Annotated in this window: 30 protein-coding genes; 10 read left to right on the top strand and 20 right to left on the bottom strand. The window is 40.9% G+C overall.

What is annotated here, in order from left to right; all coding sequences use genetic code 11:
* Nucleotides 1-218: 218 nt before the first annotated feature.
* From LDM98_RS01590 to LDM98_RS01565, 6 genes are all read left to right on the top strand, one after another.
* Entirely contained in the window at nucleotides 219-605 is a 387-nt protein-coding gene (locus LDM98_RS01590) for a hypothetical protein (RefSeq protein WP_223897556.1), read from the top strand.
* Nucleotides 606-732: 127 nt separating this feature from the next.
* On the top strand, nucleotides 733-1704 hold the full coding sequence (locus tag LDM98_RS01585; protein WP_223897554.1) for a nitroreductase family protein: 972 nt from the start codon (nucleotides 733-735) through the stop codon (nucleotides 1702-1704).
* Between the two features lie 38 nt (nucleotides 1705-1742).
* Nucleotides 1743-1907: a hypothetical protein gene (locus LDM98_RS01580; protein WP_223897552.1), complete on the top strand. Its 165-nt coding sequence runs from the start codon at nucleotides 1743-1745 to the stop codon at nucleotides 1905-1907.
* A 151-nt stretch (nucleotides 1908-2058) separates the two neighbouring features.
* Nucleotides 2059-2898 carry a CPBP family intramembrane glutamic endopeptidase gene (locus LDM98_RS01575; RefSeq protein ID WP_223897550.1) on the top strand — a complete coding sequence of 280 codons (840 nt, stop codon included), beginning with the start codon at nucleotides 2059-2061 and terminating at the stop codon, nucleotides 2896-2898.
* 125 nt (nucleotides 2899-3023) lie between these two features.
* On the top strand, nucleotides 3024-3257 hold the full coding sequence (locus LDM98_RS01570) for a hypothetical protein (protein ID WP_223897547.1): 234 nt from the start codon (nucleotides 3024-3026) through the stop codon (nucleotides 3255-3257).
* A 69-nt stretch (nucleotides 3258-3326) separates the two neighbouring features.
* Nucleotides 3327-3851: a M23 family metallopeptidase gene (locus LDM98_RS01565; protein ID WP_308443040.1), complete on the top strand. Its 525-nt coding sequence runs from the start codon at nucleotides 3327-3329 to the stop codon at nucleotides 3849-3851.
* Between the two features lie 109 nt (nucleotides 3852-3960).
* Here the strand turns inward: LDM98_RS01565 and LDM98_RS01560 are convergent, their stop codons facing one another.
* The gene (locus tag LDM98_RS01560) at nucleotides 3961-5220 is read right to left on the bottom strand and encodes a serine hydrolase (RefSeq protein ID WP_223897545.1); all 1260 of its coding nucleotides are present in this window, start codon (nucleotides 5218-5220) and stop codon (nucleotides 3961-3963) included.
* The gene (locus tag LDM98_RS01555) at nucleotides 5217-6017 is read right to left on the bottom strand and encodes a CPBP family intramembrane glutamic endopeptidase (protein ID WP_223897543.1); all 801 of its coding nucleotides are present in this window, start codon (nucleotides 6015-6017) and stop codon (nucleotides 5217-5219) included. Before LDM98_RS01555 ends, LDM98_RS01560 begins: the two co-directional genes overlap by 4 nt.
* Before the next feature lie 326 nt (nucleotides 6018-6343).
* Here LDM98_RS01555 and LDM98_RS01550 point away from each other — a divergent pair, with 326 nt between their 5' ends.
* On the top strand, nucleotides 6344-7501 hold the full coding sequence (locus LDM98_RS01550; RefSeq protein ID WP_223897541.1) for a transposase: 1158 nt from the start codon (nucleotides 6344-6346) through the stop codon (nucleotides 7499-7501).
* Nucleotides 7502-7771: 270 nt separating this feature from the next.
* Here the strand turns inward: LDM98_RS01550 and LDM98_RS01545 are convergent, their stop codons facing one another.
* The 18 genes from LDM98_RS01545 to LDM98_RS01460 form a co-directional block, all read right to left on the bottom strand.
* Nucleotides 7772-8074, bottom strand: coding sequence for a hypothetical protein (locus LDM98_RS01545; protein ID WP_223897539.1), 303 nt, complete (start codon nucleotides 8072-8074; stop codon nucleotides 7772-7774).
* A 100-nt stretch (nucleotides 8075-8174) separates the two neighbouring features.
* A complete protein-coding gene (locus LDM98_RS01540; RefSeq protein WP_223897537.1) occupies nucleotides 8175-8558 on the bottom strand; it encodes a sirohydrochlorin chelatase in 384 nt (127 codons plus the stop codon).
* Nucleotides 8548-9096 carry a lipocalin family protein gene (locus LDM98_RS01535; protein ID WP_223897536.1) on the bottom strand — a complete coding sequence of 183 codons (549 nt, stop codon included), beginning with the start codon at nucleotides 9094-9096 and terminating at the stop codon, nucleotides 8548-8550. The genes LDM98_RS01540 and LDM98_RS01535 overlap by 11 nt, the downstream gene beginning before the upstream one ends.
* A 104-nt stretch (nucleotides 9097-9200) precedes the next feature.
* A complete protein-coding gene (locus LDM98_RS01530; protein ID WP_223897534.1) occupies nucleotides 9201-10631 on the bottom strand; it encodes an SDR family oxidoreductase in 1431 nt (476 codons plus the stop codon).
* Between the two features lie 150 nt (nucleotides 10632-10781).
* Nucleotides 10782-11432 (bottom strand): hypothetical protein, encoded by a 651-nt coding sequence (locus tag LDM98_RS01525; protein ID WP_223897533.1) that lies wholly within the window; start codon nucleotides 11430-11432, stop codon nucleotides 10782-10784.
* The gene (locus tag LDM98_RS01520) at nucleotides 11413-11856 is read right to left on the bottom strand and encodes a GNAT family N-acetyltransferase (RefSeq protein ID WP_223897531.1); all 444 of its coding nucleotides are present in this window, start codon (nucleotides 11854-11856) and stop codon (nucleotides 11413-11415) included. The genes LDM98_RS01525 and LDM98_RS01520 overlap by 20 nt, the downstream gene beginning before the upstream one ends.
* Entirely contained in the window at nucleotides 11853-12836 is a 984-nt protein-coding gene (locus tag LDM98_RS01515; protein WP_223897529.1) for a DUF2156 domain-containing protein, read from the bottom strand. Before LDM98_RS01515 ends, LDM98_RS01520 begins: the two co-directional genes overlap by 4 nt.
* A 138-nt stretch (nucleotides 12837-12974) precedes the next feature.
* Entirely contained in the window at nucleotides 12975-13613 is a 639-nt protein-coding gene (gene pdxH, locus LDM98_RS01510; RefSeq protein ID WP_223897527.1) for a pyridoxamine 5'-phosphate oxidase, read from the bottom strand.
* A gap of 9 nt (nucleotides 13614-13622) precedes the next feature.
* The gene (locus tag LDM98_RS01505; RefSeq protein WP_223897525.1) at nucleotides 13623-14981 is read right to left on the bottom strand and encodes a deoxyribodipyrimidine photo-lyase; all 1359 of its coding nucleotides are present in this window, start codon (nucleotides 14979-14981) and stop codon (nucleotides 13623-13625) included.
* 27 nt (nucleotides 14982-15008) lie between these two features.
* Nucleotides 15009-15878, bottom strand: coding sequence for a hypothetical protein (locus LDM98_RS01500; RefSeq protein ID WP_223897524.1), 870 nt, complete (start codon nucleotides 15876-15878; stop codon nucleotides 15009-15011).
* The gene (locus tag LDM98_RS01495) at nucleotides 15875-16825 is read right to left on the bottom strand and encodes a DUF523 and DUF1722 domain-containing protein (protein ID WP_223897522.1); all 951 of its coding nucleotides are present in this window, start codon (nucleotides 16823-16825) and stop codon (nucleotides 15875-15877) included. Before LDM98_RS01495 ends, LDM98_RS01500 begins: the two co-directional genes overlap by 4 nt.
* Before the next feature lie 10 nt (nucleotides 16826-16835).
* Nucleotides 16836-17714, bottom strand: coding sequence for an ABC transporter substrate-binding protein (locus LDM98_RS01490; RefSeq protein ID WP_223897520.1), 879 nt, complete (start codon nucleotides 17712-17714; stop codon nucleotides 16836-16838).
* Complete coding sequence (thiE, locus tag LDM98_RS01485) at nucleotides 17711-18331, bottom strand: thiamine phosphate synthase (RefSeq protein WP_223897518.1); 621 nt, start codon at nucleotides 18329-18331, stop codon at nucleotides 17711-17713. The genes LDM98_RS01490 and thiE overlap by 4 nt, the downstream gene beginning before the upstream one ends.
* Entirely contained in the window at nucleotides 18315-19103 is a 789-nt protein-coding gene (gene thiD / locus LDM98_RS01480; protein ID WP_223897516.1) for a bifunctional hydroxymethylpyrimidine kinase/phosphomethylpyrimidine kinase, read from the bottom strand. Before thiD ends, thiE begins: the two co-directional genes overlap by 17 nt.
* Before the next feature lie 109 nt (nucleotides 19104-19212).
* On the bottom strand, nucleotides 19213-19659 hold the full coding sequence (locus LDM98_RS01475) for a hypothetical protein (RefSeq protein WP_223897513.1): 447 nt from the start codon (nucleotides 19657-19659) through the stop codon (nucleotides 19213-19215).
* Entirely contained in the window at nucleotides 19659-20015 is a 357-nt protein-coding gene (locus LDM98_RS01470) for a hypothetical protein (RefSeq protein WP_223897511.1), read from the bottom strand. Before LDM98_RS01470 ends, LDM98_RS01475 begins: the two co-directional genes overlap by 1 nt.
* Complete coding sequence (gene lepA, locus LDM98_RS01465) at nucleotides 20015-21826, bottom strand: translation elongation factor 4 (RefSeq protein WP_223897509.1); 1812 nt, start codon at nucleotides 21824-21826, stop codon at nucleotides 20015-20017. The genes LDM98_RS01470 and lepA overlap by 1 nt, the downstream gene beginning before the upstream one ends.
* A gap of 23 nt (nucleotides 21827-21849) precedes the next feature.
* Nucleotides 21850-22785 (bottom strand): ribose-phosphate pyrophosphokinase, encoded by a 936-nt coding sequence (locus tag LDM98_RS01460; RefSeq protein WP_223897507.1) that lies wholly within the window; start codon nucleotides 22783-22785, stop codon nucleotides 21850-21852.
* 117 nt (nucleotides 22786-22902) lie between these two features.
* Between LDM98_RS01460 and LDM98_RS01455 the strand changes: the two genes are divergently transcribed.
* The 3 genes from LDM98_RS01455 to rsmD all read left to right on the top strand — a co-directional run bounded on the left by LDM98_RS01455 (nucleotide 22903) and on the right by rsmD (nucleotide 25509).
* Nucleotides 22903-23436 (top strand): DUF2062 domain-containing protein, encoded by a 534-nt coding sequence (locus LDM98_RS01455; RefSeq protein WP_223897505.1) that lies wholly within the window; start codon nucleotides 22903-22905, stop codon nucleotides 23434-23436.
* Between the two features lie 68 nt (nucleotides 23437-23504).
* Nucleotides 23505-24833 carry an SH3 domain-containing protein gene (locus tag LDM98_RS01450; protein WP_223897503.1) on the top strand — a complete coding sequence of 443 codons (1329 nt, stop codon included), beginning with the start codon at nucleotides 23505-23507 and terminating at the stop codon, nucleotides 24831-24833.
* A 64-nt stretch (nucleotides 24834-24897) separates the two neighbouring features.
* Nucleotides 24898-25509, top strand: a complete 612-nt coding sequence (rsmD, locus tag LDM98_RS01445) for a 16S rRNA (guanine(966)-N(2))-methyltransferase RsmD (protein ID WP_223897501.1) — start codon at nucleotides 24898-24900, stop codon at nucleotides 25507-25509.

Genomic DNA, 25509 nt, shown 5'->3' with positions numbered 1-25509 from the left:
TGTCCGACTATTTGTGTATTTCGGACTAAAAGGTCATTAGCGACAGTTATCATTTTATTAATAGTGATGTGAAAATCATAAAATATATCAATTTTTCACATTTTTAATGAAATGTTTAAAATAGCTAGATATTTGTTGTATACTACTAATACGATGTATCTGTGCAGAGGGGACACTTTGTTCCCCTAATAAATAGTTAGGCTGATGAGGCAATCATAGTGTTATTGAAAATTCTTGTAGTTGGCGTGCTACTTGCCTTTGGTGAAGTTATAAATGGCAATATCAGAGTACGAGTTTTGCATCGTTTATATGGTAAAAAACGCGCGAAAAAGATCAGTTTTTTTTCAGGCATAACAATAATATACGCTATTTCTTGGCTGACTTTGCCATGGGTTTCTCCCGTCAATTATTTTGACTGTTATAAAATAGGCTTTGTTTGGTTAGTGATTATGTTAGGCCTAGACATCTATTTTGGGAGGTACGTATTCAAATTTAAGTGGAGTAAAATCATCGAAGATTTTAATCCCCTTAAGGGTAATTTACTTGGTGTAGGTATGCTGTTACTTTTTTTGAGTCCTAGTATTGTCTTTTGGATGCAGCAATGAGCAAAAGGCTAAGAAATCGTTGTACAGGACGTTTGAGCCGCTGCCCATTTTTGCTATCTCAAAAACGGCCATCGTATTAAACACCAGTGAACTCAGACGCTAGGTGTTTTAGCTAAAAGGAGAAACCATGATAAATTCAAGGAAAACGTCTGTTACTTCGGAACAGATAAAATCATTGCTGAGCTATGCCGTCCTCGCTCCCTCGAGTCACAACACGCAGCCATGGCGATTTGAGATTACTGATGGCGCAGTCTCCATATTTGCCGATAGGACGCGAGCCCTTCCTGCTAACGATCCAGATGATAGAGAACTCACTATAAGCTGTGGCTGTGCTCTGATGAATTTGCGTGTGGCGGCTGCTCATGGAGGGATTGGTGTGACTTGCGACATTACACCAGATTCTGGTAATGATGACCTGCTAGCCGTAATCTCATTTAACAAAGAAAATTCGTTATCCACGGACGAATCTGGACTATTTAAATCTATCGAGTGGCGTCGAACCTATCGAAGACGTTTTGCATCGAGAGATATACCGACTGAGGTTCTAGATTCATTGAGTGAGAATGCATCGGAAGAAGCTTCCTGGCTCGAAGTCATCGATTCGGAAGACGATCGTCAGAAGGTGGCAGAGCTTGTCGCAGAGGGCGATTCCATTCAGTGGTCAAACCCCAGTTGGCGAAGAGAGCTCGCTGCATGGATGCACCCACGCCGTCGAGGTGACGGTCTGACTGTACCTGGAATCGTTGCGCCCATCGCGCAAGTCATTGTTCGAACTTTCGACATAGGCAAAGTAGTGGGGGCAAAGGATAAGCAACTAGCCGATGAATCCCCTATACTTGCTGTTCTAGGCACCGCTGGTGACAACGTTGCGGATTGGTTAGCAGCTGGTCAAGCGTTGGAAAAGATATTGCTATCTGCACACTCTCAGGGGCTGCAAGCGTCTTATTTAAATCAACCTATCCAAGTTGCATCATTACGCCCCAAACTTCAAAACCTATTGAGCCAACAGGGGTTTCCGCAAATCTTGCTAAGGCTAGGTTTTCCGAAAGATGAAATTGACGCAGCGCCACGTCGCCATCTCGATGAAGTGATGGAGTGAGAATAGAGATGAATATCTACCTAAGAAGGCAAATCCACTTGAACAGCAAATGCTGGACACGGTACTGGGTGGATACGGACTGCACCAGGCTTACCGTAAGACATCAGGATTTGTCACAGTCTGTCAATGTCATGGTGGCACCGGATGGCCAGTCAACACAGGTCCGCTTTGAACGATGGAGCAACACTAATTATGAGAAGTAGCACCAGTTGCAACCGTTTGGAGAGATACCCTCCGAGTTTTGGTCATTCAGCGGATTCCGCTTGCCCACGCACGTCGGAGTGGGTAGCCACTTTGACATGGATCACTATTTTCTGTTTTTTGTGGCTGATGTAATGGCTGTGGAGTTTCCCCATGAGTGATACGCGCGAACGATTCCCCGGATTGCGTCAATGGGTGCTCGCACACCCGATCCTCACCTTTCCACTGATCTATCTCGGCTGGGCTTACCTGTTCTGGACACCCTTGCTGCTCTCGGAGTCTTCGGTGTGGTCCTTTCCGAACATTCTGTGGTTCCTGATCGGCGGCGCCAGTCCGCTTATTGCTGGACTTGGCTTGGCGGTGTTTACGGGAGGCAAGGCGCAACTCCTCGATCTGACTCAACGGCTGATCGATTGGCGGCGCATTCCCACCTCCTGGTGGCTGGTAATCCTTTTGTTCTGGCTGGCGTTCGATCTGGCGATGGCTGGTCTCGCAGTGTTGATAGGTGTCACCAATTTGCCACTCGATGTGAATTGGTCACTTTTTTCAAATCCGGGCATGCTTTTGTTTCTTGTGCTCCTTTCCTTTGTTTTTCCAGCCATCGAAGAGATCGGTTTGCGCGGATACTACTTGGATACACTACTGCAGCGCCTCGGCCCGACTACGGCAGGATTGATCAACGGTACGGTCTGGGCTATCTGGCACGCGCCGTTCGTCTGGTTTCCCGGTTACTATGCAAACACGACCTTTAATCCAGAGCTTTATTGGTGGCTACCAATGATAGTCTGTACGACAGTGTTGATTACTCACGTATATAACAGCACCGGAGGAAGTATAATTGCGGTTTTGGTGTTCCATGGAATGATGAACTTTACCGGTGAGATGCTCGGCATTTCGTCAGACATGTATCCATTTCTTCTATCTGGATATGCAGTCTTAGCGCTACTATTGCTTGTTTTTTGGTCAAAAAACCGTGTGCCTGACCAATCATGATACTGACTCTTTTAGTACAAGTTCTATTGCCGTTACTTTTTTTGGCCTGGCTGGCGTTCCTGCCCGCAGTAGGTTGGTTAGCCTGGAGTCTTCAGGTATTGGCGATTGCCTCGGTACTGTTCGGCATGACACTCGCGATGCTCTGGGCGATGCCACTCTACTGGACTCCGTATCTTTACTGGCTGTTGCTTGTTTCTATCGTGGGTTCTCAGTTGTGGCGCGGTGTTGTTGATGGCTCTGTACTTTTGAGCGCCGGTGTTCTGCACAGTATTATCCTGCTGATACTCTTCGCGATTGGTCTACTAGGGTGTTATCTGGGAATTACTGCCCTGCAGGGAAGACAGCTTCCAGAGGAGTAGGTTGTAGATATCGCCGCACCGTTTCCTTCTGGTGACTATCTGATTGCCCACGGTGGATCCACGGCAACAGTGAACATCCACCTGAAAACTCTGAATCCCGATGTTGAACGGTTTAATAATTATCATGGCCAGAGCCGCGCACTCGATATTTTTCGAATCACGTCATGGGGGCTTCATGTGCGAGGTCTTCGGCCAGAGGATCCTAATCGATATGTGAGTTTCGGAACCTCGCTATTGGCACCCTGTAGTGGCCACGTTGCCAAAGTCGTTGATGGCGTGCCTGATAATCGGGTGCCTGTCATGAACCGGGAACAGATGGCTGGCAATTACCTTGCCATCGACTGCGGTGAGTACTATGTGGTGATGGCTCATTTTCGTCAGGGCACTATTGGTGTTCGCGAGGGGCAGGCCGTGGTGGTTGGTGATGTGCTGGGTGAACTGGGCAATTCCGGGAACAGCTCCGAACCGCATCTGCATATTCATGCCCAGCGAGGATTGCCTGAAGACGCGCCACTTGGCGGAGAGTCCCTCGCATTGACCATCAACGGACGTTTCCTAGTGCGTAATGACAGGCTTAGAGTGACTGATAATTAAAGGGGAACAAAGTATGGGTGTCAGGTGAAAAAGTTCAGTAAGTTAACAACCATTCATCGGACTCTTTAGAAAGAACATTGTGTAGATAAGAGATATTATTACTCTTGACTTACTCTATTTTGATAAGGTCTGGATCAATGGCTTCAATAATGATTTTTACAATGGCCTCGAAGTGCTCTTCAATTTTTGAGCTATCGCTATTCATCTGCATGGCGATAGCTATTCTGTACTCGGGGAAATAGGCCAGTATGGAATTATATCCAGGGAAAAAACCACCGTGCCTGAATGTCGTACCGTATTTCGTCTTCGCTATACTTACCCCGAGTCCATATCCGTATATTCGACCCGAATTGTCTCGACCCTGTTTAGGATTGGCTACTGAGTTCAACATCTCGTCAAGATACGGTTGGGCTATAACTTTACCTTCATAGAGCTTCTTTGCCCACAGTACTAGATCTTGTGAATTACTTGTCACACCACCGCCCGTCCATTCGAGAGAGGTATTAAATACAAAAGTACCTGCATCCACAACCTTGTATGGAAGTCCGAAAAGCTGTTGGCTTTTGGGAGCATACCCTTGTGCCAACCCCACTACTTTTCCTTGACTCAACGGCGAGGTAAGCCTAAGATTCAAAGGCTTCAGAAAGCGATTGGAGAGTTCTTTATAATAGCTCGAACCGCTGGCTTTTTCGATGATGAGTCCCACCAAAATGTAACCTGTATCAGTATAGTGAAAACCTTCACCAACTGGGAATAACGGCTTTTTGTCTAGGATAAACTGTACCAATTCCCTTGGGTCAATAGTGCGCTCTGTATTGCCGAGAGTCACTTGCTTCTTCATATAATCCTGAAATCCTGAACCTGCATCAAATACATGATCAATGAGACCGCTGCTATGATTCAACAGATGCCGCAATGTAATCATCTCATGGTTTGGAAGGCGATTGAACCACGGCTCGTCGCCAAGCCACTTAATGATCTTACCGTCCAGATCCAGCATACCATCCGAGACCATGCTCAGTGCAACTGCAGCAACAAATGTCTTGCCAATGCTTCCCGCTGGCATGCGTGACTCAGTCGACATGGAAGTCTTTTCTTCAATGTCTGAAAAACCTGTTGCAAACCCTGCCATACGTCCGTCTCTCAGCACAAAAGCTACCGTTGCCCCAGGAAAAAGTTCATCTGTGATCTGGGCTGCTTTATACCGTGCATCCAATACGTTTTGAACATCTTTCTCAAGCTTTCCAAACGCGTCATTAGAAAGATTGTGTTCATCAAAATCTATTCCAGAAAGAAAATAAATAACACACGCTACTACCATGAGCATTCCAGTCCAACCATACAGCCTTTGATTACTCCAGGTACTCATTTCATCGTTTCTCCGGGGACCACCTCTATCACTGCACCATCCCTGCTGAACATTTTCTTTCGATTGATGATGACAACAATGATGGCCGAAGCCACAAACATAATCGTGTCGTATGGAGCAGCATCGGGAAAAACAGGGTTAATAACCTGCCAATGAAATAGCATGGGTAGTAAAATGCTGCCGCCTGAGGCATTAAACAGTGGTGTGACAATGATACTGAGCGCTATGGTACCAATGAAAAAGGGAAAGAAAGACCATGTACTCTGTAGCGATCCACTTAGGTAAAATGCCGGAAGGTGCCACATCCCCCAGACAAACCCCAGGATAATACCTGCCCATATTGGAGCAAAATGCTGCTGAAGTAACGGCAACGCAACTCCACGCCAACCAAATTCCTCTATAGGTCCCAAAATGAGCATAAATGCCATAGCCCAAAACACTTCATTCCAGGTTGAAAATGGAAATGGGTCTGTAAATAGATTTCCTTTTATAGAAGCACCTGCATAGAACAATAATGGAATACCAATGAATAAATATATATACCAACCCCAATGCACCCTCCATAGCAATAATCTTGAGAGGTAGCGCCGTAATCCTTGCAATCCTCTGTGACGAAACACCAAAATAAAGGCCGCTATCGCAGGGGCATAAACCGCAAGTATAAATAGCGGATTTTTCGCACTTAATTCACCGAATACTGCTGTGATTTGTTGTGGAAATAGCATAAGTAAGGCTATAAGACCCCAGGCTAATCCGAATGTGATGGCCAGATACGGTAACAAGGATCGAATTTTCATAATTTTAATCCCTCTTCTTTTGTGTTTTTTGACGTACTTGCCACGCAAGCCAATACATCAATGATCAAACTCATATTGCACATCCATGAGGTCTATAAGTTATTGTTGGAGTATAACATAGTTACTGTGAAGGAAATGAGGACAATGACTTTACAGTTTAAAGCCGACTATTAGTATATGAAATGGAAACCTTATAAAATAGAGCCACTTGCAGATTATCAAAAAAGAGGGGTTATTAAGAGTTAAAATGAAGAAAAAAGCTGATTCTGACTTCAAAAAGTTATAATTTTTTACCACAAAAATCTAACAGAAAAAAGAGTCAGCTTATGAGAAAAATTATACCTTCACTTTCAAAAATGTGGCTTAAAGTCATTAATTTAGAGCAGAGTCTTTTCCCCAAACTAGAAGCATCTATAGGAGCATTAAGTCCCAAAGAAGAAAAGCTGATAAAGATCCTTGACTTTGCAGAGATAGAAAGATTTGTCTCTACTGTACAGATCACCAATCCACCCAAAGACAGAGAAGAGATGGCGCGTGCCTTTGTAGCCAAACAGGTCTATAACTTTCAAACCACAAGTGCATTAATAGACAGATTAAAAATAGATAGAACATTAAGAGTCATATGTGGATGGAGACATTACAATGAAATCCCCAGTGAATCAAAATTCAGCCGTGTCTTTAAAGAGTTCAGTCAACAATCTATTGCAACCAAAGCCCATGATGTTTTTATAGAGAAGTATTTAAGTGAGACACTTTTCTTTTATAGCAGTATCGATTCCACCGCGATTGAACTGAGAGAAAAAGCGGTAAAGCAGGAAAAGGAGATCAAACCTAAACGCAGACAGGGGCGTCCAAAGAAAGGAGAAGAGCTTCCACCTAAAAAGCCAAGTATCTTACAACAACAGGAGAATATGCAAAGTACTGAGGAGATGTTATCTCTCATAAGCACCGAGAGTAATACCAGTATCAAACAGAATTCAAAAGGAAACCGATATAGATGGACAGGTGGCAAACTTCATATGAGTGTGGTAGATGGGGATATTCCTATCACTGCTATCTATTCGTCTGCCTCTGTGCATGATAGTTCATTAGCATTACCGCTCATCTGTCAGAGTAGTCAGAAAATAAACTATCTGTATGATCTGGCTGATGCAGCCTATGACAACAAAATTATAAAGAGTTATTCTCAGAAACAAAATCACAGACCCATTATTGATATTAATCCAAAGAATTCAAAAAAACTCAAAGCACAGATCGCTTTAGCTAAAAGTGAAAAAAAGATATTGCAGCCACTCAAACTCTATAATAACTCTGATGATCTGCACTATAATCAACCAACCAGTGTTGAGAGGGTTAATGCCTATTTGAAAGACAACTATGGATGTAGTAAGATCTATTACCAGGGAGCTCAAAAGGTAGCTTCTGTGTTAGCCTTTGCTGTGTTGTCTGTCTGCATCACGCAGTCTTTAAAACTTGTTACCTAGCTTTATTTAAATATTAAAGTCAAAAACACCATGTCCTCAAATCTAAACCATAAAGCACGCCCTAAAAATAGGTTTTTTAACAGTTTTTAGATGTTTAGTTCTAAATAATTTTAATAAACAGCTTTTTTAAATAGCTAATTACAGACTATTAGAAATTAACCACTTTGTGATATTGAATCTGCAAGTGGCTCAATATATAATTTTATAAGGTTTTTTATCGTAGTAAATTTGATTCTTATGATCCAACATTTATTCAAATCAACATAAATGTTATTTATCAGATTTGGTGTTAGACTCTAAAGACCATTTATCAGTAGCACTACAGCCAACATCACAACTCACATGAGGCTTAATGCCTACAGCCTCAGGATTGATAGCCACTCTTATGAGAAAGTAGTCACCATCCCCTTTATGTGCAGTAAAGTTATGTGTACCACAAAACTCTTCATTCATAAGTTCAGCGACTGTGGCTGCATACTTGTAGGCATCTTGTTGTATTTCAAAGGTCACATTATTGGTGTATTCACTTTTTTTAAAACATCCACACTCTTTTTCCATTTGTACTGTATACATGGGGGTATCCTTTTAGATAGGAGATAATCTTTTTTGGCATCATAACATGATTTGCTTATTCTCATACAAAAAATAAAGTTTGTAGTGTATTGATTGAGTTTTAGAGTTTTTTGTTCGAACTGACAGCCATATCGCTAAGAAGATTCACCATACCAGGTGCACTGCCTAAATGCTCTTTGAGTGTTATCTTTACTTTCGGGTATGATGCCTGTATCTTTTCAACCACTTCAGGGATATCTCGGGTAACATGGTTACCCGAAGCCAGGAAATAAGGCAAGATGACTATCTCACTTATACCCTTGTCTATACAGGAGAGTATACTCTCTTCCAAAGAAGGAACAGCAAACTCCAAAAATGCCGTCATCACAAACGCATAGTATTTATCCTGCAAGATTTTTACTTTCTCTCCTAGTGCCTTGACCTCTTCATTGGAGGAGTCTTTTCGGCTGCCATGCGCTACGATGATGAGTGCTTTATTTGTCATTATTCATACTTGCATTCATACTTTGGTCCGGATAGATAAGCTTGCTCGTGTCAAACCCTGCTTCTTTTGCTTGCGCTAAAAGTCTGTCCAGTATCTTCTCATCGAGTGTCGGTTTTCTGGAGAGTATCCAGAAATAACTCAGATCAGGGCCGCTGATCATCGTATAGGTCTCATAGTCTGTATCCATCACGATGTAAGAACCATAGAACGGTCCGAAAAAGGATACTTTCAAGAAGCCCTCGTTTGGACTTTTGACAAAATAGGCTTTACCTTCGGCCTCGCTCCACTCTTTCTCTTCGGTTTTATACCCTTTATTGAGTACTTTAACACCGCCGTCTTCTCTCATACTGTAGGTTGCCGATATAGCTTCCATACCTTCTTCAAACCTGTGTTCCAACCTAACTATCTCATACCATGTTCCAAGATAATCATTGAGATTAAAATTTTCAACAGGTGTAACTTTTTCCGGTTTTTTGTCTTCACACCCTGTCAATAATAACGCAAATGAGAGTGCGATTGGTAATAGTAATTTTTTCATGTTTTTCCTTTACTATAATGAGTGAAATGCAGTATTCCTGCAACCTAAAATATGAGTCTCTCTGTTTTCTTTATTCTACTCTTTCTTTTGATGTGTTCATAGTATTATTTTGTCTGTTCATCGTTTTGTGCTTTTTTCAGTATAGATCTTATCATAGTACGAAATACCAGATAATGCACAGGAGTAAGCACATACCAATAGAGCCTGCCAAACAACCCGCGTGGATAAAAATAAGCTGTTTGCACCAGTTCATCGCCTTTTATCTTAAATTCCAGCCAAGCTTTGCCGGGGACTTTCATTTGTGCATAGAGCAGCAGTCTTTCATTGGGAATGAGATCTTCAACTCTCCAAAAATCCACACTCTCTCCTATTCTGAGATGACAACTGTCTCTTCTTCCTCTGTTGAGTCCTGCACCACCGATCATTTTATCTATCCAGCCTCTGATCTCCCAAAGCCAATGATAGCCAAGCCACCCCTCTTTACCACCGATAGCACAAAAAGTACGGTAAATGGTCTCTTTGGGAATACCGTTAAGATCAACTACCTGACGGTCCATTAAAACTGCCGATGAGGGGTCACCTTTATGCTGCATCTCCCACCTGTCACCTACTCCCCCTGCATCACTCCATCGGCTATAGACCTGATTTTCTTCCATCTCTTTAATGGCTTTTTTGACTGCTTCGTCAAATCTGATGGGCTGGATCTGACTGAAATACTTTTTGGCATTTTCATTTTGTACCACAACCTCAGAAGAGAGACCCTCTATAAGAGAACGTGCGACTGTGTAGGGTACAGGAGTGAAAAGATTTAACCAATATGATGAAAGATTGATACTCAGTACAGGGAGTGGGATGATCCAGCGACGAAGGCCAAGTGCATGGGCACAGCCAAGCATCATCTCTTTGTAGGTCATCTTCTCACTGCCTATATCCACCACGAGATTCTTATTGATATTAAGATCTTTTGCGGCATTCAGGTAAGCAATGACATCATCTACCCCGATCGGCTGTGCTAATGTACTGACCCATTTGGGTGTCACCATCACAGGCAGTTTTTCTGTAAGGTGCCGGATGATCTCAAAACTGGCACTTCCCGAGCCTATGATCACACCTGCACGTATCCAGATAGTCTCTATTTTATCCGGCCTGCTTGAGAGTATTTCCCCCGTTTCTATACGACTTAAAAGATGCTCACTTGCATGTTCTTTAATCCCAAGTCCCCCTAGATAGATAATGCGTTTTACACCTTTTTTAATGGCTGCATCCAGAAAATTCTGTGCACTTTGTTTGTCAAGCTCTTTATAGTTTTTCTGTTGCAAAGAGTGTATGAGATAGTACGCAACATCGATACCCTCAAGAGCACGCTCCAAAGAATCCATATCAAAGGTATCACCTTGTACTATTTCAGCGTTTAGATCAGGATCCAGACTTTTGGGGTTGCGTACAAGCAGACGTAGAGAAACATCCTCATTTAATAGCGTTTGCTTCAGACGTCTGCCTATGTAGCCGTTTGCACCGGTGAGCAGAACCTTCATGATCTCTCCTTTCCCAGGGTATTCAGGTACCAGTTGAAGTGCCTTTTACTTCTCTATCCTAAGTATAGTATATTCATACCATTTTTCATAGCGTTCTTTTGACTATTCATCAAAGGTTTTCAATATTTTCGAGCTACCTATGCATCCGGATCATCTGAACTTTTCAAAAAGTTCTTTTTTGTCCTGCTCCAGTTCTATATCCGACAAAAAAATTCTTTTTTTAAAGATCTTGTACAATTTATACTGCAGATAGATACCGAACAGAGCCAACAGTGTCAAATAACTAAGGATATAGAGTAAAGGAACATCAAGATAATCAAACAGCATAGCGCTCACCCCTCCCAATATAATCGCAAGGGAAATAATGAACGATCGTATCATCAAATATTCTCTAAGCTCAATGGATTCATCTTTCATGAAATCAACCGTATGCACTCTGGCAACTTCAAAGGTAATACCCTGAATGGTAAATATAGCCAGGATCACATAGGTAAAGAGCTCGATAGAAACAAGGTACAAAAAATAGCTTGCTATCTGAATCAAATCAAGTACGATGGAGAATAGATAGATCTTGTATATCCTGATATGCTTGAACAGAGGTTGTACAATGCCATCCAGTGCACCGATCAGCATGAAAAAACTGATCATATATACGGGAAGATAGGTACCTTCAAGTTTTGTTACATAGGGCATGAGTGTCCAATCAATATAGGTGATAAGCAATAGAGCCAATGACTGCAGATATAAAAAAGTGCTTTGATTAATCTCTTGAAGTATAAACTTATAATTTTTGAGTTTCATCGTTGTCCTGCCTTCTCATGAGATATCCGTCACGGTTATTCGGATAATACCCCTTTAGAATTTTTTGCTTTGCAAAACCGAACTTCTCGTAAAGTGATATGGCACTTAGGTTCGTTGTTTTGACCTCAAGCGTATAGCTCTGCGCTTTTAAAAGTGTAAATGAATACGAAAGTAACTCTTGAGCCATACCTCTCCCCCTACACTCTACAGATACACCCAAAGAATAAAGACGATAGTACCTTTTTCTTTTAAGCCAAAGAATATATCCTGCTACTTCTCCCTCGTGGATAAATACGAATAGATCATTCTTTTTGATATGATAGGAAAACGAACCCCTGCTCAAAGGAAAATCATCATTGGAAAAAAGGCTGTTTTCCAATGCAACCAATGCCTTCAGATGGTCTTGGGTAGCGTGCGTGATCATTGTTTTTGGTAGATCGTATATTTAGGAATGAGCTTATCCGGACGATAGGACATTTTAACTTTTTTCAAATTTTCAAATCCCATATCATCGCCCACGTTGATATACTCGCTATGATAGATCTCTTTAAGGTATTTGGTAAACTCCCTAAAAATGAACTGGGCACATCCCAACACCTCAAAATCGGTCTTTTCGATGATCACACTGGAGGTTTGTTCATTGATCCTCTCTCCTACCGTAAATCCCTTGATCTCATCATCGATATAAAGTACCATTCCTACCACATCAAGGTTTTGATAATCATTCAACAGACGTTTGATAGCAAATCTCTCAAAATAAATACCGTCTAAAAAGCTTTCCACTTCTTCTTTTGGCATATAAGTTGTCCTGTCTTTGACCCATTTGTTAAAAAGATGTGTGATCCCGTCCCGGTGTTTATCGATATCTATGATCTCAACCCTGTGATTGGTGTAAACCTTCTGAAACTTGTTGATCTCGTTTCTTTTTGATTTATACTGGTCACCTTTGAGTTCAATAAGGTTATCCACTTTATAGATATAGTCCACCAACTTCTTTTCGATGATAAAGTCTTTGAGCATATCAAAGATCACGGTTCCCTCTTCAAGGTAATCCACAAAGCCTTCAAGCATATTTTCATGGATATATTCTATTTTTGAATACTGTCTGTTACTGTTATGTGCATTCATGATCTCAAAACATTGCAGCATCGCTTCATAGGTATTTTCCTGTTTTCCCAAGGGAGGAAGAAGCATGGAAAGTTCGCCGGAATTCAGTATAAAAAGACAAAAGGTATCATTCACAATGGCATAAAATCCGGTAGCAGTAGAGAGCCAGATGTAATTGCCTGCAAAGGTATAGTCACTGATATCTGCATTGACCACTTTTAGGTATCTATCCATGTGTTCTTTTGCTCTTAGGTCGAAGTGTTTCAGGGTATAGTTGCTCACGGTCAAGGTTGACACATTTTTCTCCGAAGTATTTTCTTGAATTTTACTCCTTTTTTTCGGATTTGCATCAAAATTTCAACAATTTTTTTAAGAAATTAAAGATCTTTTTCTTTCTTATTTTTACCAGATACCAACCTATAAAAAAACAGTGCCCTAGGGCGCAAGCCTTTGGATGCTCCATCCGCCATTGTCTCTCGTATAAAGAATACGGTCATGCAGTCTGTTCTCTCTGCCCTGCCAGAATTCTATCTGTGAGGGTATGACCCTGTAACCTCCCCAAAAATCAGGTAGAGGGATCGAACCATTCGCAAACTTCTGTTTCATTTTTTCTATTTGCATTTGAAGCATCTTCCGTGAAGAGATCACTGAACTTTGTTCGCTCACCCATGCACCTATCTGACTCCCGCGTGAACGCTTCATAAAGTATGACATGGACTCTGATGTACTGACCTTCTCACAGGTGCCTATCACACGTACCTGTCGTTCGAGGTCCAACCATAAGAATTCCAGTGCCACATGAGGATTTTCTTCTATCTCTTTGGCCTTGACACTATTATAGTTCGTAAAAAAAACAAAGCCCTTTTCGTCAAATATCTTTAAAAGTACGGTACGTATATTTGGAATATTATCTTTCGAACTTGTAGCCAATATCATACTATTTGGATCTTTCACCTCTGTCTTGACCGCTTGTGCGAACCAGATTTCAAAGAGTGTAAAAGGATCTATGGGTACCGAACTTTCATCAAGTGTCGCCTGTATATATTCTGTACGCATCTCTTGCAAATCCAACATGATCATCTCCTAAAGTCTCTGTTTAAAATATGCCAAAGCATTTTGTGAAGCCTCTTTATGTACTACTATGGGTTTGGGATACGCTTCAATGGTATAGTTTAACAAATAGTTCTCATCATGAAGCTTTTTTGCATCTATCGATCTGAGTTCGGGTATCCACTTTTTGATATAGCCTGCCTCTTTATCAAATTTTTTACTCTGCAGATAGGGATTGAAGATACGAAAATAAGGCTGAGGGTCGATCCCTGTCCCTGCACTCCATTGCCAAGAGAGTATGTTGGATGCCGCATCATAATCCAACAAATACTTTGCAAAAAACTTTTCACCCCACTGCCATGGCAAGAGCAGATCCTTCGTAAAAAATGAAGCACAGATCATCCGTACACGGTTATGCATCAAACCGGTCTGTAGCAGTTCTCTTATACCTGCATCCACTATGGGTACCCCTGTTCTGGCTTCACAAAATGCCCTGTATTTCTCTTCGTCCTCTATGCCGTTAAATCTATATTTATAATTATGTGTGGCAAGGGTGGGAAAGTGAAAGAGCAGATACGCATAAAAGTCACGAAAAATAAGCTGTCTGAAGAAAGGTTCCGTATCCACACCTTCTTTTTTCTGTTCCACCAAAAAGCGTAAAAGAGATCGTATAGAGATCGTACCAAAACGAAGATCGATACTGAGATGAGACGTGGCCTCTTTGTCAAGGAAATCCCTCTGCTGAGTATAGATGGGAAGATTCTTTTTCAGGGCTTTTAGTTTCGTTTCTACCTCATCGATCTTGGGAAGATTTTCTGTAAACCCGATCGATCCCATATCTAAAGGCAGGATCTCCTCTTTATTATCATTCATTTTGGTGATCCCCTCATATGATGTCAAATAAAGGGTATGTTCTCCAAAGGTATACTCATGCAGATGTTCTTTAGAAAAAAGTGCTTTGGCCTTGTTGTAAAAAGGGGTAAAGACCAGATAAGGGGTACCATCATCTTTGAGTATCTCTGCAGGGTTAAAGATATAGGTATCATGTAGGTATCTAAAATGAAGAATATGAGAAACTCTTATATCCCTTTCTTTGGCATAGGCATCATAATCTCCGCTGGCAACCACCTCATCAAAACCTTGTGACTCTAATACTGCAAAAATCTCAACAGGATCACCCCAGTATATTTTAAGGTCCAACCCTTTGGATCGTAGTGAGTGTTTAAGTTTGACCACCCCGTCAAAAATAAAGCTGACACGTTTATCATCTGGAACAAGTGAGTTAAGTATCTGACTATCAAAGATAAACATAGGCAGTACTTCCCCACTCAAAGAGAGTATAGGGTTGTCTTCCACTCTAAGATCACGCCTGAACCAGAGAATCCTTTTCATCTATTACCTACTCTCACCATACCTGCTTTAAAAAAGATATTTTAATTTGATGATACCACCCAAAGAGGGTTCAATGCTATAACTATCTACTTCATCAGCATTGCGGTTGTAAATCGTAAAATCACGCTTAAATGCATAGAGTAGATCGGTACTTAGTTCAAAGTGTTGATTGATTTCATACCGAAATCCTAAGTTTGCCTGAAAATCTTTTGCTTCGCTGTAGCCCTCTGGCTCAATACCACTGTCGTCTGCAAGACGTATCACTGCTTGAGAGTAGATCATACCTGCATTCAGTAAAACTTCCGGAGTGATCTGATAGCCAATATAGGCTCTTGGAAATCCGATGACCATTTTTAAACCATCTGTTGCTCTCGCACGATAAGAATACCCCAGCACTGGTAACACAAGTGTTTTCACCGAGTGATAATTTGCAAAAGCACCAAGCTGAATCGTATGTTTATCATCAACTTTATATGAAAAAAAACTTGTGATACCTGCACCCAAAGAATGGCTCATCTCTTTTTCATAGGTTGCATTCATATTGACGGAGTTAAGCATGAACCATGTATCATTGATATGTAAAGGCCAGTTCGCATAAAGTTTGATACGGTGCATGTAATCTATGGGTGTTTTGCCCCGGTAAAAGGGAAGATCGTTTTCCTTTTCCCAGTCAAAATCCCAGCGACTGTAGCTAAGCCCCACAATCTCATTATTGACCTGAAGCATCTGCTTGTAGGTTTTTACACTGCCCTCATAGCCCTCAAATTTCGCATCAGATAAAAAATCACTTTGAAAACTTACCTTGGGTTGTGTAATTTGCTCAAGTATTGAAAGCTTTTGCTCTTGGGCAAAGAGAGTTGATCCAAACACGCATAAACATAGTGTGGTTTTTTTCATTTTCCACTCTTTATATCTGAACGTAGTGCCAGCTCTTTAGGGTATGGATCTAAAAATTTTTGATTCAAAAGATACTCAACATTATAGGCTTTTGCAAACATATGAAGTCTACTTAAGGGTGCGATAAGCGGTACTATTTTATTTGCATAGTCCTGTATCTGTTCATGAAGCATCTCTTTCTCTACTTCATTTATTTTATCCTTCACAAAACCTGCCATATGTTCCAGGACATTTCTATTCTTGCCTATAGAGCTCTTTTGAGCAATTGCTGTTTTGAAGAGTATTTCATACTGTCTTAGTATTTCATCAAATGGTAATCCCTCATGATTACCTACAATTTGTCCTAGTTCTCGATACATCATTTCGTTTTTTGCCTGGAGCATGAACTTATAACTCTGATGAAAAGATACCAACGCTTTCATCGTAGGATTTGAAGCCTTGAAATTTTCGAAATCATCATAGGCAAAAAGCTGCATGATGAAGTTCTCACGCAACCAAGGGTCATTCAGTCTTGCTTCTTCTTCCATGGGCAGTAAAGGAAAATGCTCTTTGCACATCTTTACAAAGAGACCGTCACCTTTCTCTTTGGAGTAGCCGTTTGTTCTATAGATCATAGCACTTCCGAATCCGCAACTAGGGGATTTGGCCTTGAATATGATACCCCGTATAGGTTCATTTTGTATCTTTTGAAGTTCAATGTTATTTGTCTCTAAGAGTTTCTCAGTAACATCTACCTCTCCATCACTGCTTTGTACATAACAGCTGTCATTCTCATCTTCTACAAGTCTTATGGTTGGTCTGGGCGTACCGAATGCCAGATTTTCGGGACAAAATGAAACAAACTGGGCATATTTTCCTAAACTTTGTGTCACAAAGCGATCATGGCTGTGTCCGCCGTTAAAACGTATTTCTTCCCCTAGTAAGCATCCTGATACGGCTATTTTCATAAGTCACCCTTTACTGTAAAAATGCAGTTTTAAATCTTTTAGCATCTAATGATGTGATGCTTATCTCTCTAAAAAATTCTAAAATTGGTAAAGACTGTGCATAGTTTGAACTGTAATTTTCATCAAAACATTCCAATGTCGCTCTTAGTATATCATCCATCAGTGCAGATTTAGCTTCTTTTGTGTGATCGTAATAGATAGCCATCGCCTCTTCCGGATTTTCGTTCATAAACCTGATGGACTCTTTCACTGCAGCATCAAAATCTTTACATACTTCTTCATTATCATGATAAAACTCTTTATTGACAAACAGATCCAGTGCACTGAAGTTTGCAAAGCCTGAAGTTTTTGCATCAAGATAAAGTAGATCCATGCCTTCATGTTGTGCCTCTATGCCTTCAAAATTATAGAAGTAGAGCCATCCGCCATCGGCACCTTCTTTCATATACTTGATATGCTCAAAGCCGTTAGGCTCAAAATGTACCTGCCCTTTGGACACAGCAATCCCCTCTTTTTCAAAGTAACGACGTATGATCTCATACCCTATGGTATTGGTCACATCATTTGATACGGGTGTGGTGATGGTGATGATTGCACCGTTTTTGACTTTTTCATACGTTTCTTTTTTGAGTAGTACACCCCCTTTGGTTTCAAAGTAGGTCCCTAAAGAAAGAAAGTTTTCATTGAATTGTTCTATAAGATGTAAAGGCTCGTTGGTGGCAAATTGGATATTCCCTGCAATTAACTCATCCAACCCGTCATAATGCTCATCAGGTACAATGAGTTCAAGCTCCAAACCATAGTTTTCAAAGTAACCTTTGTGCAAACCTACCAAAAACGGCAAATGATCTGGGTTTAAGAACCATTCAAAAGCAAGCTTAAGTTTCATAGTTTCATTCCTTTTATTAAATTTGACACATTTTCTTTTGTATTACCTTTAAACGCTGCACTTACTACAGAGATCATGTCTGTTTGTGTGGCTGCGATTTGCCCTATGTTTGTTTGGGAAATACCTCCAATGGCACAGATAGGTATATCCAATGCTTCTTTTGCCTTATGCAGTACATTTAGAGAAATAACACCCGAGTGAGGTTTCGTTGGTGAAGCAAAAAATGAGCCGAATGCTACATAGTCTGCACCCTCCTCCTGTGCTTCTCTGGCTTTACGGATACTTCCGTAACATGATACCCCTATGATACCTTTTGGGAAAATTTTCCTAGCTTCTTCAATGGGCATATCATCTTTACCGATATGCAGGCCATCAGCTTGAATTTTAGCGGCCAAGTGAGGACGATCATCTATAATAAAAGGTACACTATGGCTACGGCAGAGTGATTGAAGTATTCGACATACCTCTTCTACCTCTTCATCTGATTTTGTTTTATTTCTGTATTGTATGATGGATGCACCTGCCTTTAGGGCATCTTCAACATAACTATGTACAGTTGCATCTGGTGTAAGATATTCATCTGTGATCACATACAGACCATTAAGCGATCGCGGCATACTCTCCTCCTTTTTTATGATGTATAGGCCCTGGACCATTTCCAATGCCCGGGGCTTCTCTCAGTCCATAAGTAATGAACTTCTTTGCAATGGCGATAGATTCTTCAAGAGAATGTCCCAATGCAAGATTTGCTGTGATTGCACTTGAAAAAGAGCATCCTGTACCATGCAAGTTTGAGGTTTCTATCAGCGGTGATTGAAACAGACGTTTTTGGCACTGAAAATAAAGCTGATCCACACTGAAGCTACCCTCAGAAAATTCAACGACATGATGTTTGACAAGTACGGGCGTGTTGAGACTTTGGATCATTTCAAGAGATTTAGGATCTCCATCTGTATATCCAAAGAATTCATAGGCTTCATGATGATTGGGTGTAATAAGTGTCACATGCTCAAAAAGAGATTGCATTGCACTTAAGGCATCATCCTCAAGCAAGGCGGAACCTGCTTTCGATATAGAGACCGGATCAAGTACGATAGGCATACTAAGGTCCTTGATCATCTCACACACAGCATCTATGATCTTTTTATTGAAAAGCATACCGATTTTTATGGCTGCAACATCAAAATCTTTAAGAACCATTTCAATTTGTTTTTTGACAAATGCTGCATCCATACCGACGATCTGTTCCACACCTGTAGTGTTCTGTGCTGTCAGTGCTGTAATGGCTGTAGTACCGAAAACATCAAATGCTTCAAAGGTCTTTAGGTCGGCCTGAATACCTGCACCACCACTACTGTCAGAACCGGCAATACTCAATACAACTTTCATGATCACTCCTTGATTGATATTTTAGGAGTATATGAAATATACGATACATTTAGTAGTGTAAAAATGTCAGTTCAATGAAATAAATGAAAATATAAAGTGAATTTGGAGATTAAAGTATGTCTCTGAGTACCATGGCGTAGTGCAGGACAATAAGGTTTAAAAGAAAAATGCCCATAGATGACCCTTTGGAGAAAAGACGCTGTAAAGGTGTTTTTACAGTATGCAGGGTTTTCAAGGCGATCGTCATATGTATCACTGTAAGTACTACTATGACGGCTACAATATAGAGTTTCATACGCAATGCATCGATCACTTCATTGGAGAGGTTTGAAAAAAGTATATCCAGTAAACCATTCCCTGATATCATGAGATACCCTGTGGTAAGCAGGATGATGAGTGCCGCTGTTTCAAAATACCCATAGATAGGACCTATACGCGGATATACTGCATCCTGGTCCTCTTTTTTTCTAAGACTCACACCCAGTATGAACATAAAAAATGCACCACCGATCCATGCGATAGCTGCCACAAGGTGTAAGTGTAATGACCAGCCCACTACTTTCCTTCCCTTTTGTTATGATGGCCTAACGAACAATATTCTTTTGCATTATCCATAGTTAATAAAAGCAATGTGTCAGGCTTGATACGGTTCCATCTGTCTGCCTCTTGTACCAGATAGACCTCTACATCCAGTTCCAGAAGTTTCAGGAACGTTTTGTACCCCAACTCTTTGATATAGATCCTATCTATGTTCAATGTTTTAAAATATTCAAAAAATTCTGGCGATTTTGACGTTTTATGAGGGTTTTCCTGTACAAAGATCTGTCCCTCATCAAGAAAAGCAAAGGAGTGTGCTTTTCTAAAACGTTCTGAGATGGTCTTTTTATCTTCTTCTACAGGAATGAGTGTCATTAAGTGTCTAACTTCAATACAGCCATAAATGCCTCTTGCGGTACTTCCACAGAACCTATGGATTTCATACGTTTTTTCCCTGCTTTCTGCTTCTCTAAAAGCTTTCTTTTACGTGTGATATCTCCACCGTAACATTTTGCCGTCACGTTTTTACCCATAGATTTCACGTTAGAACGGGCGATGACATTGTTTCCGATACTCGCTTGAATAGCCACTTCAAAAAGTTGTCTCGGGATAAGCTCTTTTAGTTGCGCAACAAAAGCAAGTCCACGTGTTCTAGCTTTCTCTTCAGGAACAATAATAGACAAGGAATCTACAACCTCTCCAGCCACTTTAATGTCAAGTTTTACAAGGTTACCCTCTCTAAAGCCCACAGGTTCATAATCAAAACTCGCATATCCCTTCGTCATAGACTTCAGTTTATCGTAAAAATCCATCACTATCTCATTCATAGGGATGTCATATTCCATGAGTACACGCGTTTCATTAAGGTAATCCATCTTGATCTGAATACCACGACGATCGTTAAGTAGCTTGATAAGGTTACCAACATACTCTTGAGGTGTCAGTATAGTCGCTTTTACATATGGTTCATAGATCGTATCTATCTTCTGTGGTTCAGGAAGCTCACTTGGATTTTGTATCTCTATTTCATCTCCATTTGTTAGCTTTACTTTATAAACAACAGTAGGTGCAGTAGCAATGAGTTCCAAATTAAATTCACGTTCTAAACGCTCTTTCACTACTTCCATGTGCAACATGCCCAGGAAACCTGTTCTAAATCCAGAGCCCAGTGCCATAGAACTTTCCGGTTCAAAGCTCAAAGAGGAGTCGTTGAGTTTGAGTTTGTTCAGTGCATCACGCAGGTCTTCAAACTTATCGGTCTCTATAGGGTAGATACCCGCAAAGACAAAAGGTTTAGCTGGTTCAAAACCATGGATAATTTCTGCTGTAGGGTTTTTAGAATCTGTAATGGTGTCTCCAACTTGAAGACCATCTACAGTTTTAAGCCCCATGACCACGATACCTATCTCACCTGTACGTATCTCATCGGTTTTTATATTTGCTATGGGATTTGGATACATCATACTAAGAACTTGATGCTCATCTTTGGTTCCCATTACCTTGACAATCTGTCCTTTTTTGATACTTCCATCAAAGACACGAACTAGTGCCAGTGCACCCATATAGTTGTCAAACCAAGAGTCATAAATAAGTGCTTTGGTTGGTGCATTTTCATCACCTGATGGTGCAGGAACACGGTCCACTATAGAGTCTATGAGGTCTTTAACTCCTACTCCTGTTTTAGCGGAAACAAGGTTGTGTTCGGTAGCATCTATGCCTATAGCTTCCTCAAGCTCCGCGAGTACTCTGTCAGGATCAGCTGCTGGAAGATCTATCTTGTTTACTACAGGTAAAAGTTCCAAATTATTATCTATAGCAATATAGACGTTGGCTATAGTTTGTGCCTCTACTCCTTGTGCAGCATCTACAATGAGCAATGCACCCTCAGAAGAAGCGAGAGAACGGCTTACTTCATAAGAAAAATCTACGTGACCCGGAGTGTCTATAAGGTTAAGGATGTAGTGTTCTCCATCTTTGACATAGTCAAGACGCACAGATTGTGCCTTAATGGTAATGCCACGCTCTTTTTCAATGTCCATAGTATCCATAACCTGTGCAGACATTTGTCTGTCTGTTACAGCACCACACTCTTGTATGATACGGTCAGCCAATGTTGACTTCCCATGATCGATATGTGCGATAATCGAAAAATTACGTATGCGTGATTGAGGTATTGGCTTAGCCATTAAATTCCTTGTTTTCTTACTTACTAGTTTGTTTCAAATAAAGAGTTTACACTCTCGTTGTTATGTACTCTACGGATCACTTCACCCAGCATAGATGCTGTTGAAAGCATTTTGATCTTTTTAGACGGTTTTGCCATAGGGATCGTATTGGCAACCACTAGTTCATCAAGGTCCCCTTCTTCGATACGCTCATAGGCAGGACCTGAAAGTACAGGGTGCGTACAGCATGCCATGACCGAAGTCGCACCGAGTTTTTTAAGTGCCGATGCAGCTTTCACCATCGTTCCGGCGGTATCGACCATATCATCGATGAGGATCACATCTTTACCTTCTACATTACCAATGATATTCATCACTTCGCTCTCATTGGCTTTTTCACGTCTCTTATCAACGATCACCATATCCAGGCCCAGTTTATTGGCAAAATATCTCGCTCTTGCCACACCGCCTATATCCGGAGAAGCGATCACAGGGTTTTCAAAGTTTTTTGCTCTAATGTAGTCCATAAATAAAATAGCACCGTACAGGTTGTCTACAGGGATATCAAAGAATCCTTGTATCTGGGAAGCATGAAGGTCCACAGTGACCATACGTGTGATACCCGAGGTCTCCATAAGGTTTGCTACAAGCTTTGCTGAAATAGGTACTCTTGGTGCAGCTTTTCTATCTTGTCTTGCATAACCGTAATAAGGTACAACAGCCGTAATAGACTTCGCAGAAGAACGCTTCAGGGCATCTGTCATAATAAGAAGCTCCATGAGATTACTGTTGGCAGGGGCAGATGTAGGCTGGATAATGAATACATCTTTACCACGTACACTTTCTGAGATCTGTACAGAGATCTCACCATCAGAAAAACGGTTAATATTTGCCTTGGAAAGAGGCATTTCCAGGTAAGATGCTATCTCTTCAGCGAGTTCAGGGTTTGATGTTCCGGAAAAAATCATATATCCGCTCATAATTGTACCTTTGTGACTATTTTATTACGCGTATTTTACACAAAAGTTGATAAAAAGGTGATTTAAAGCTCTACGGTATTACACTAAGCCAGATACTAATTGGAACTATAAATATAAATGATACGAAAAGTTTTTAAAAAAAAGCCTGCCGGGAACAATAAAATAGATGTATTTTTAGAAAAATACAATTTACCCAAAGCTTATTTTGCTGTAAACAGACGGATGGTGACCAGAGGTATGGCTGTAGGACTTTTTTGGGGCTTTATCCCCATGCCTATGCAGATGCTGGCTGTCATAGCGACCACGCCCTTTATCCGATTTAATGTGCCCATAGCGATCTCAATGGTTTGGCTAAGCAATCCTTTTACCATGCCTCCTATGTATTATATGGAATACCTTACAGGAAACTTCATACTGGGACGTGAAGGTCTTGAAGATATAGAGTTGACCATGTCATGGTTCAGTGAACATTTTGATGATATACTGGTGCCACTCTATGTAGGGACTGCATTTTACTCTGTCGTTGTTACAGGGATCATCTATGTCATACTGAACAGGCTCTGGGTGAAGTCCGTACATACTGAAAACAAAGAGAGAAAACGAAAAAGACGCAAAAAAGACAGTAAAAGATCCCAACCTCCAAAAGTTTAATACCTAGACAGCATATAAACCAACCATTAACTAAACTATCCTATGATACTACAAAAAAGAAAGAAACAATGTATCGAAAACTAACCCTTCTTCTCCTACTTTTTGGCTCCTTTTCCAGTGTACAGGCAGAGTACCTGCTTCAAGAGAGTAAACGGATAAAGAGTAAAATAGACCATCTGCCTAAAAACAGAGTAGCCGATATGAAGAAGATCCCTCAGGACCCTGCATATTATGCGGATCAGATCAAACCTTTTTCCAAAGACAAACAAAAAGAATTCGATGACAAATTTAACGAAAAATACTTTGAACCATGGAGTTTAAGTGCACTGGATATCCCTGAAAAAGACTTTGGCTGGGAGATCAGATTTATCACAAAAAAGCCCATCTATAAAGCAAAAGGTACCATCATCCCGCCTTCAGTCTATAACAAATGGATAGAGAATGCAGATTACGACCATATTGATACAAAAAAATATAAAGCCATTACCGTACGCCGTACCAATGTCAAGGCGCTTCCGACTTCCTCTTCATTCTTTAGAGACCCTAAAAAAACGGGTGAAGGATTTCCTTTTGACTATAACCAGAATTCTGCGCTGCACATTAATGTGCCTCTTTTCATCTCCCATTTTTCCAAAGATAAACGATGGGCTTTTGTCAGAGCATCATACTCTTTTGGTTGGGTTAAAACTACCGATCTGGCACTGGTAAGTTCTGATTTCATCAAAACGTTTAAAAATGGTACGTATGCCATGGTGATCAAAGACGATCTCCGTCTTTACAATGGCTCTAAAGATGTCTCCATTGTTAAACTGGGTGCCCTCTTCCCCATCTCTGAAGACCAAAAGTATATGGTAGCTTCACGCGATGCCAAAGGACGGGCCCATATTGAAAAGATCAAAGTAAATAATCCGACCATCATTGCAAAAAAACCGCTGCCTTTTACTGCCAGGAATGTAGGCATGCTGGCCAAAGAGTTTTATGGCGAGCCCTATGGCTGGGGTGGAAGTTATGAGTGTCGTGACTGCTCTGCAACCACCAGGGATTTTTTAGGGGCATTTGGCATCTTCCTTCGTAGAAACTCCAGTAAACAGGCTGAGGATGGAGAAAATATCTCTATAAAGGGTCTTTCAAAAGCTATAAAAAAGAAGAAGATCATCAAAGATGCTGAGCCTTTTAGATCCTTACTCTATGTACCTGGACATGTCGTACTCTATCTGGGTGAGTATAAAGGGGAGCCCGTTATTATGCATACCTACTGGGGGATACGCAAAAAAGACCTTACCAAACTCATCACTGCCCGTACTATCATTACCAGTACTGAACCTGGGAAAGAACGTGCGGATATCAGAGAAGAGAGTAAGTTGATCAATACCCTTCAGACCATAGTCAATTTTTAACGCATATTTAGATACACTCATACCATGAGATTAAGCATTAAAATGCAATACAGGGAGGCACTAAATGCAGAATCGTGCAAAAGAAAAAATTAAAATATTTACAACGACCATCACTGCAGGTGCACATAAAGGCAAAAAAATAGAGATACCCGATATCTTTACAACACGCAGCTCAAAAGGTATCTTAAAAGAGTCCCTTTTTAATACCTTACAATTTGATATTATCGACAAAAATTTTGTTGAAGTCTTTGCAGGTTCAGGTTCCATAGGGCTGGAAGCTTTAAGCCGTGGTGCAGGACAATGTTATTTTATGGAGTACAACAGCACAGCGTTTCGTTGTCTGGAAGGCAATGTTAAACGTGTCGATCCCTCTAAATGTCATCTTTTCTATGGTGACAGTTTTGAAAAGTTCTCTACTGTCTATGATATCGTCAAGCAGAGCAAGGAAAAGACCTATTTTTACTTTGATCCACCGTTCTCTACCCGTGATGGTATGGATGATGTCTATGATAAGACCATTGCACTCATAGAAAGCATTGAGCCTGAAGTGGCTGAAATGGTCATTGTGGAGCATATGTCCAACCTGGATATGCCTGACAAGATCGGTGCATTGGCATTGATGAAACGCAAAAAGTTTGGCCGAAGCACTATGACCTATTACAAACCAAAGGATTGA

The organism is Sulfurovum sp. TSL1 (assembly GCF_019972135.1).
Classification (GTDB): Bacteria; Campylobacterota; Campylobacteria; order Campylobacterales; family Sulfurovaceae; genus Sulfurovum.
The sequence above is the reverse complement of the archived record's forward strand: the minus strand, read 5'-3'. Positions and strand labels throughout refer to the sequence as shown.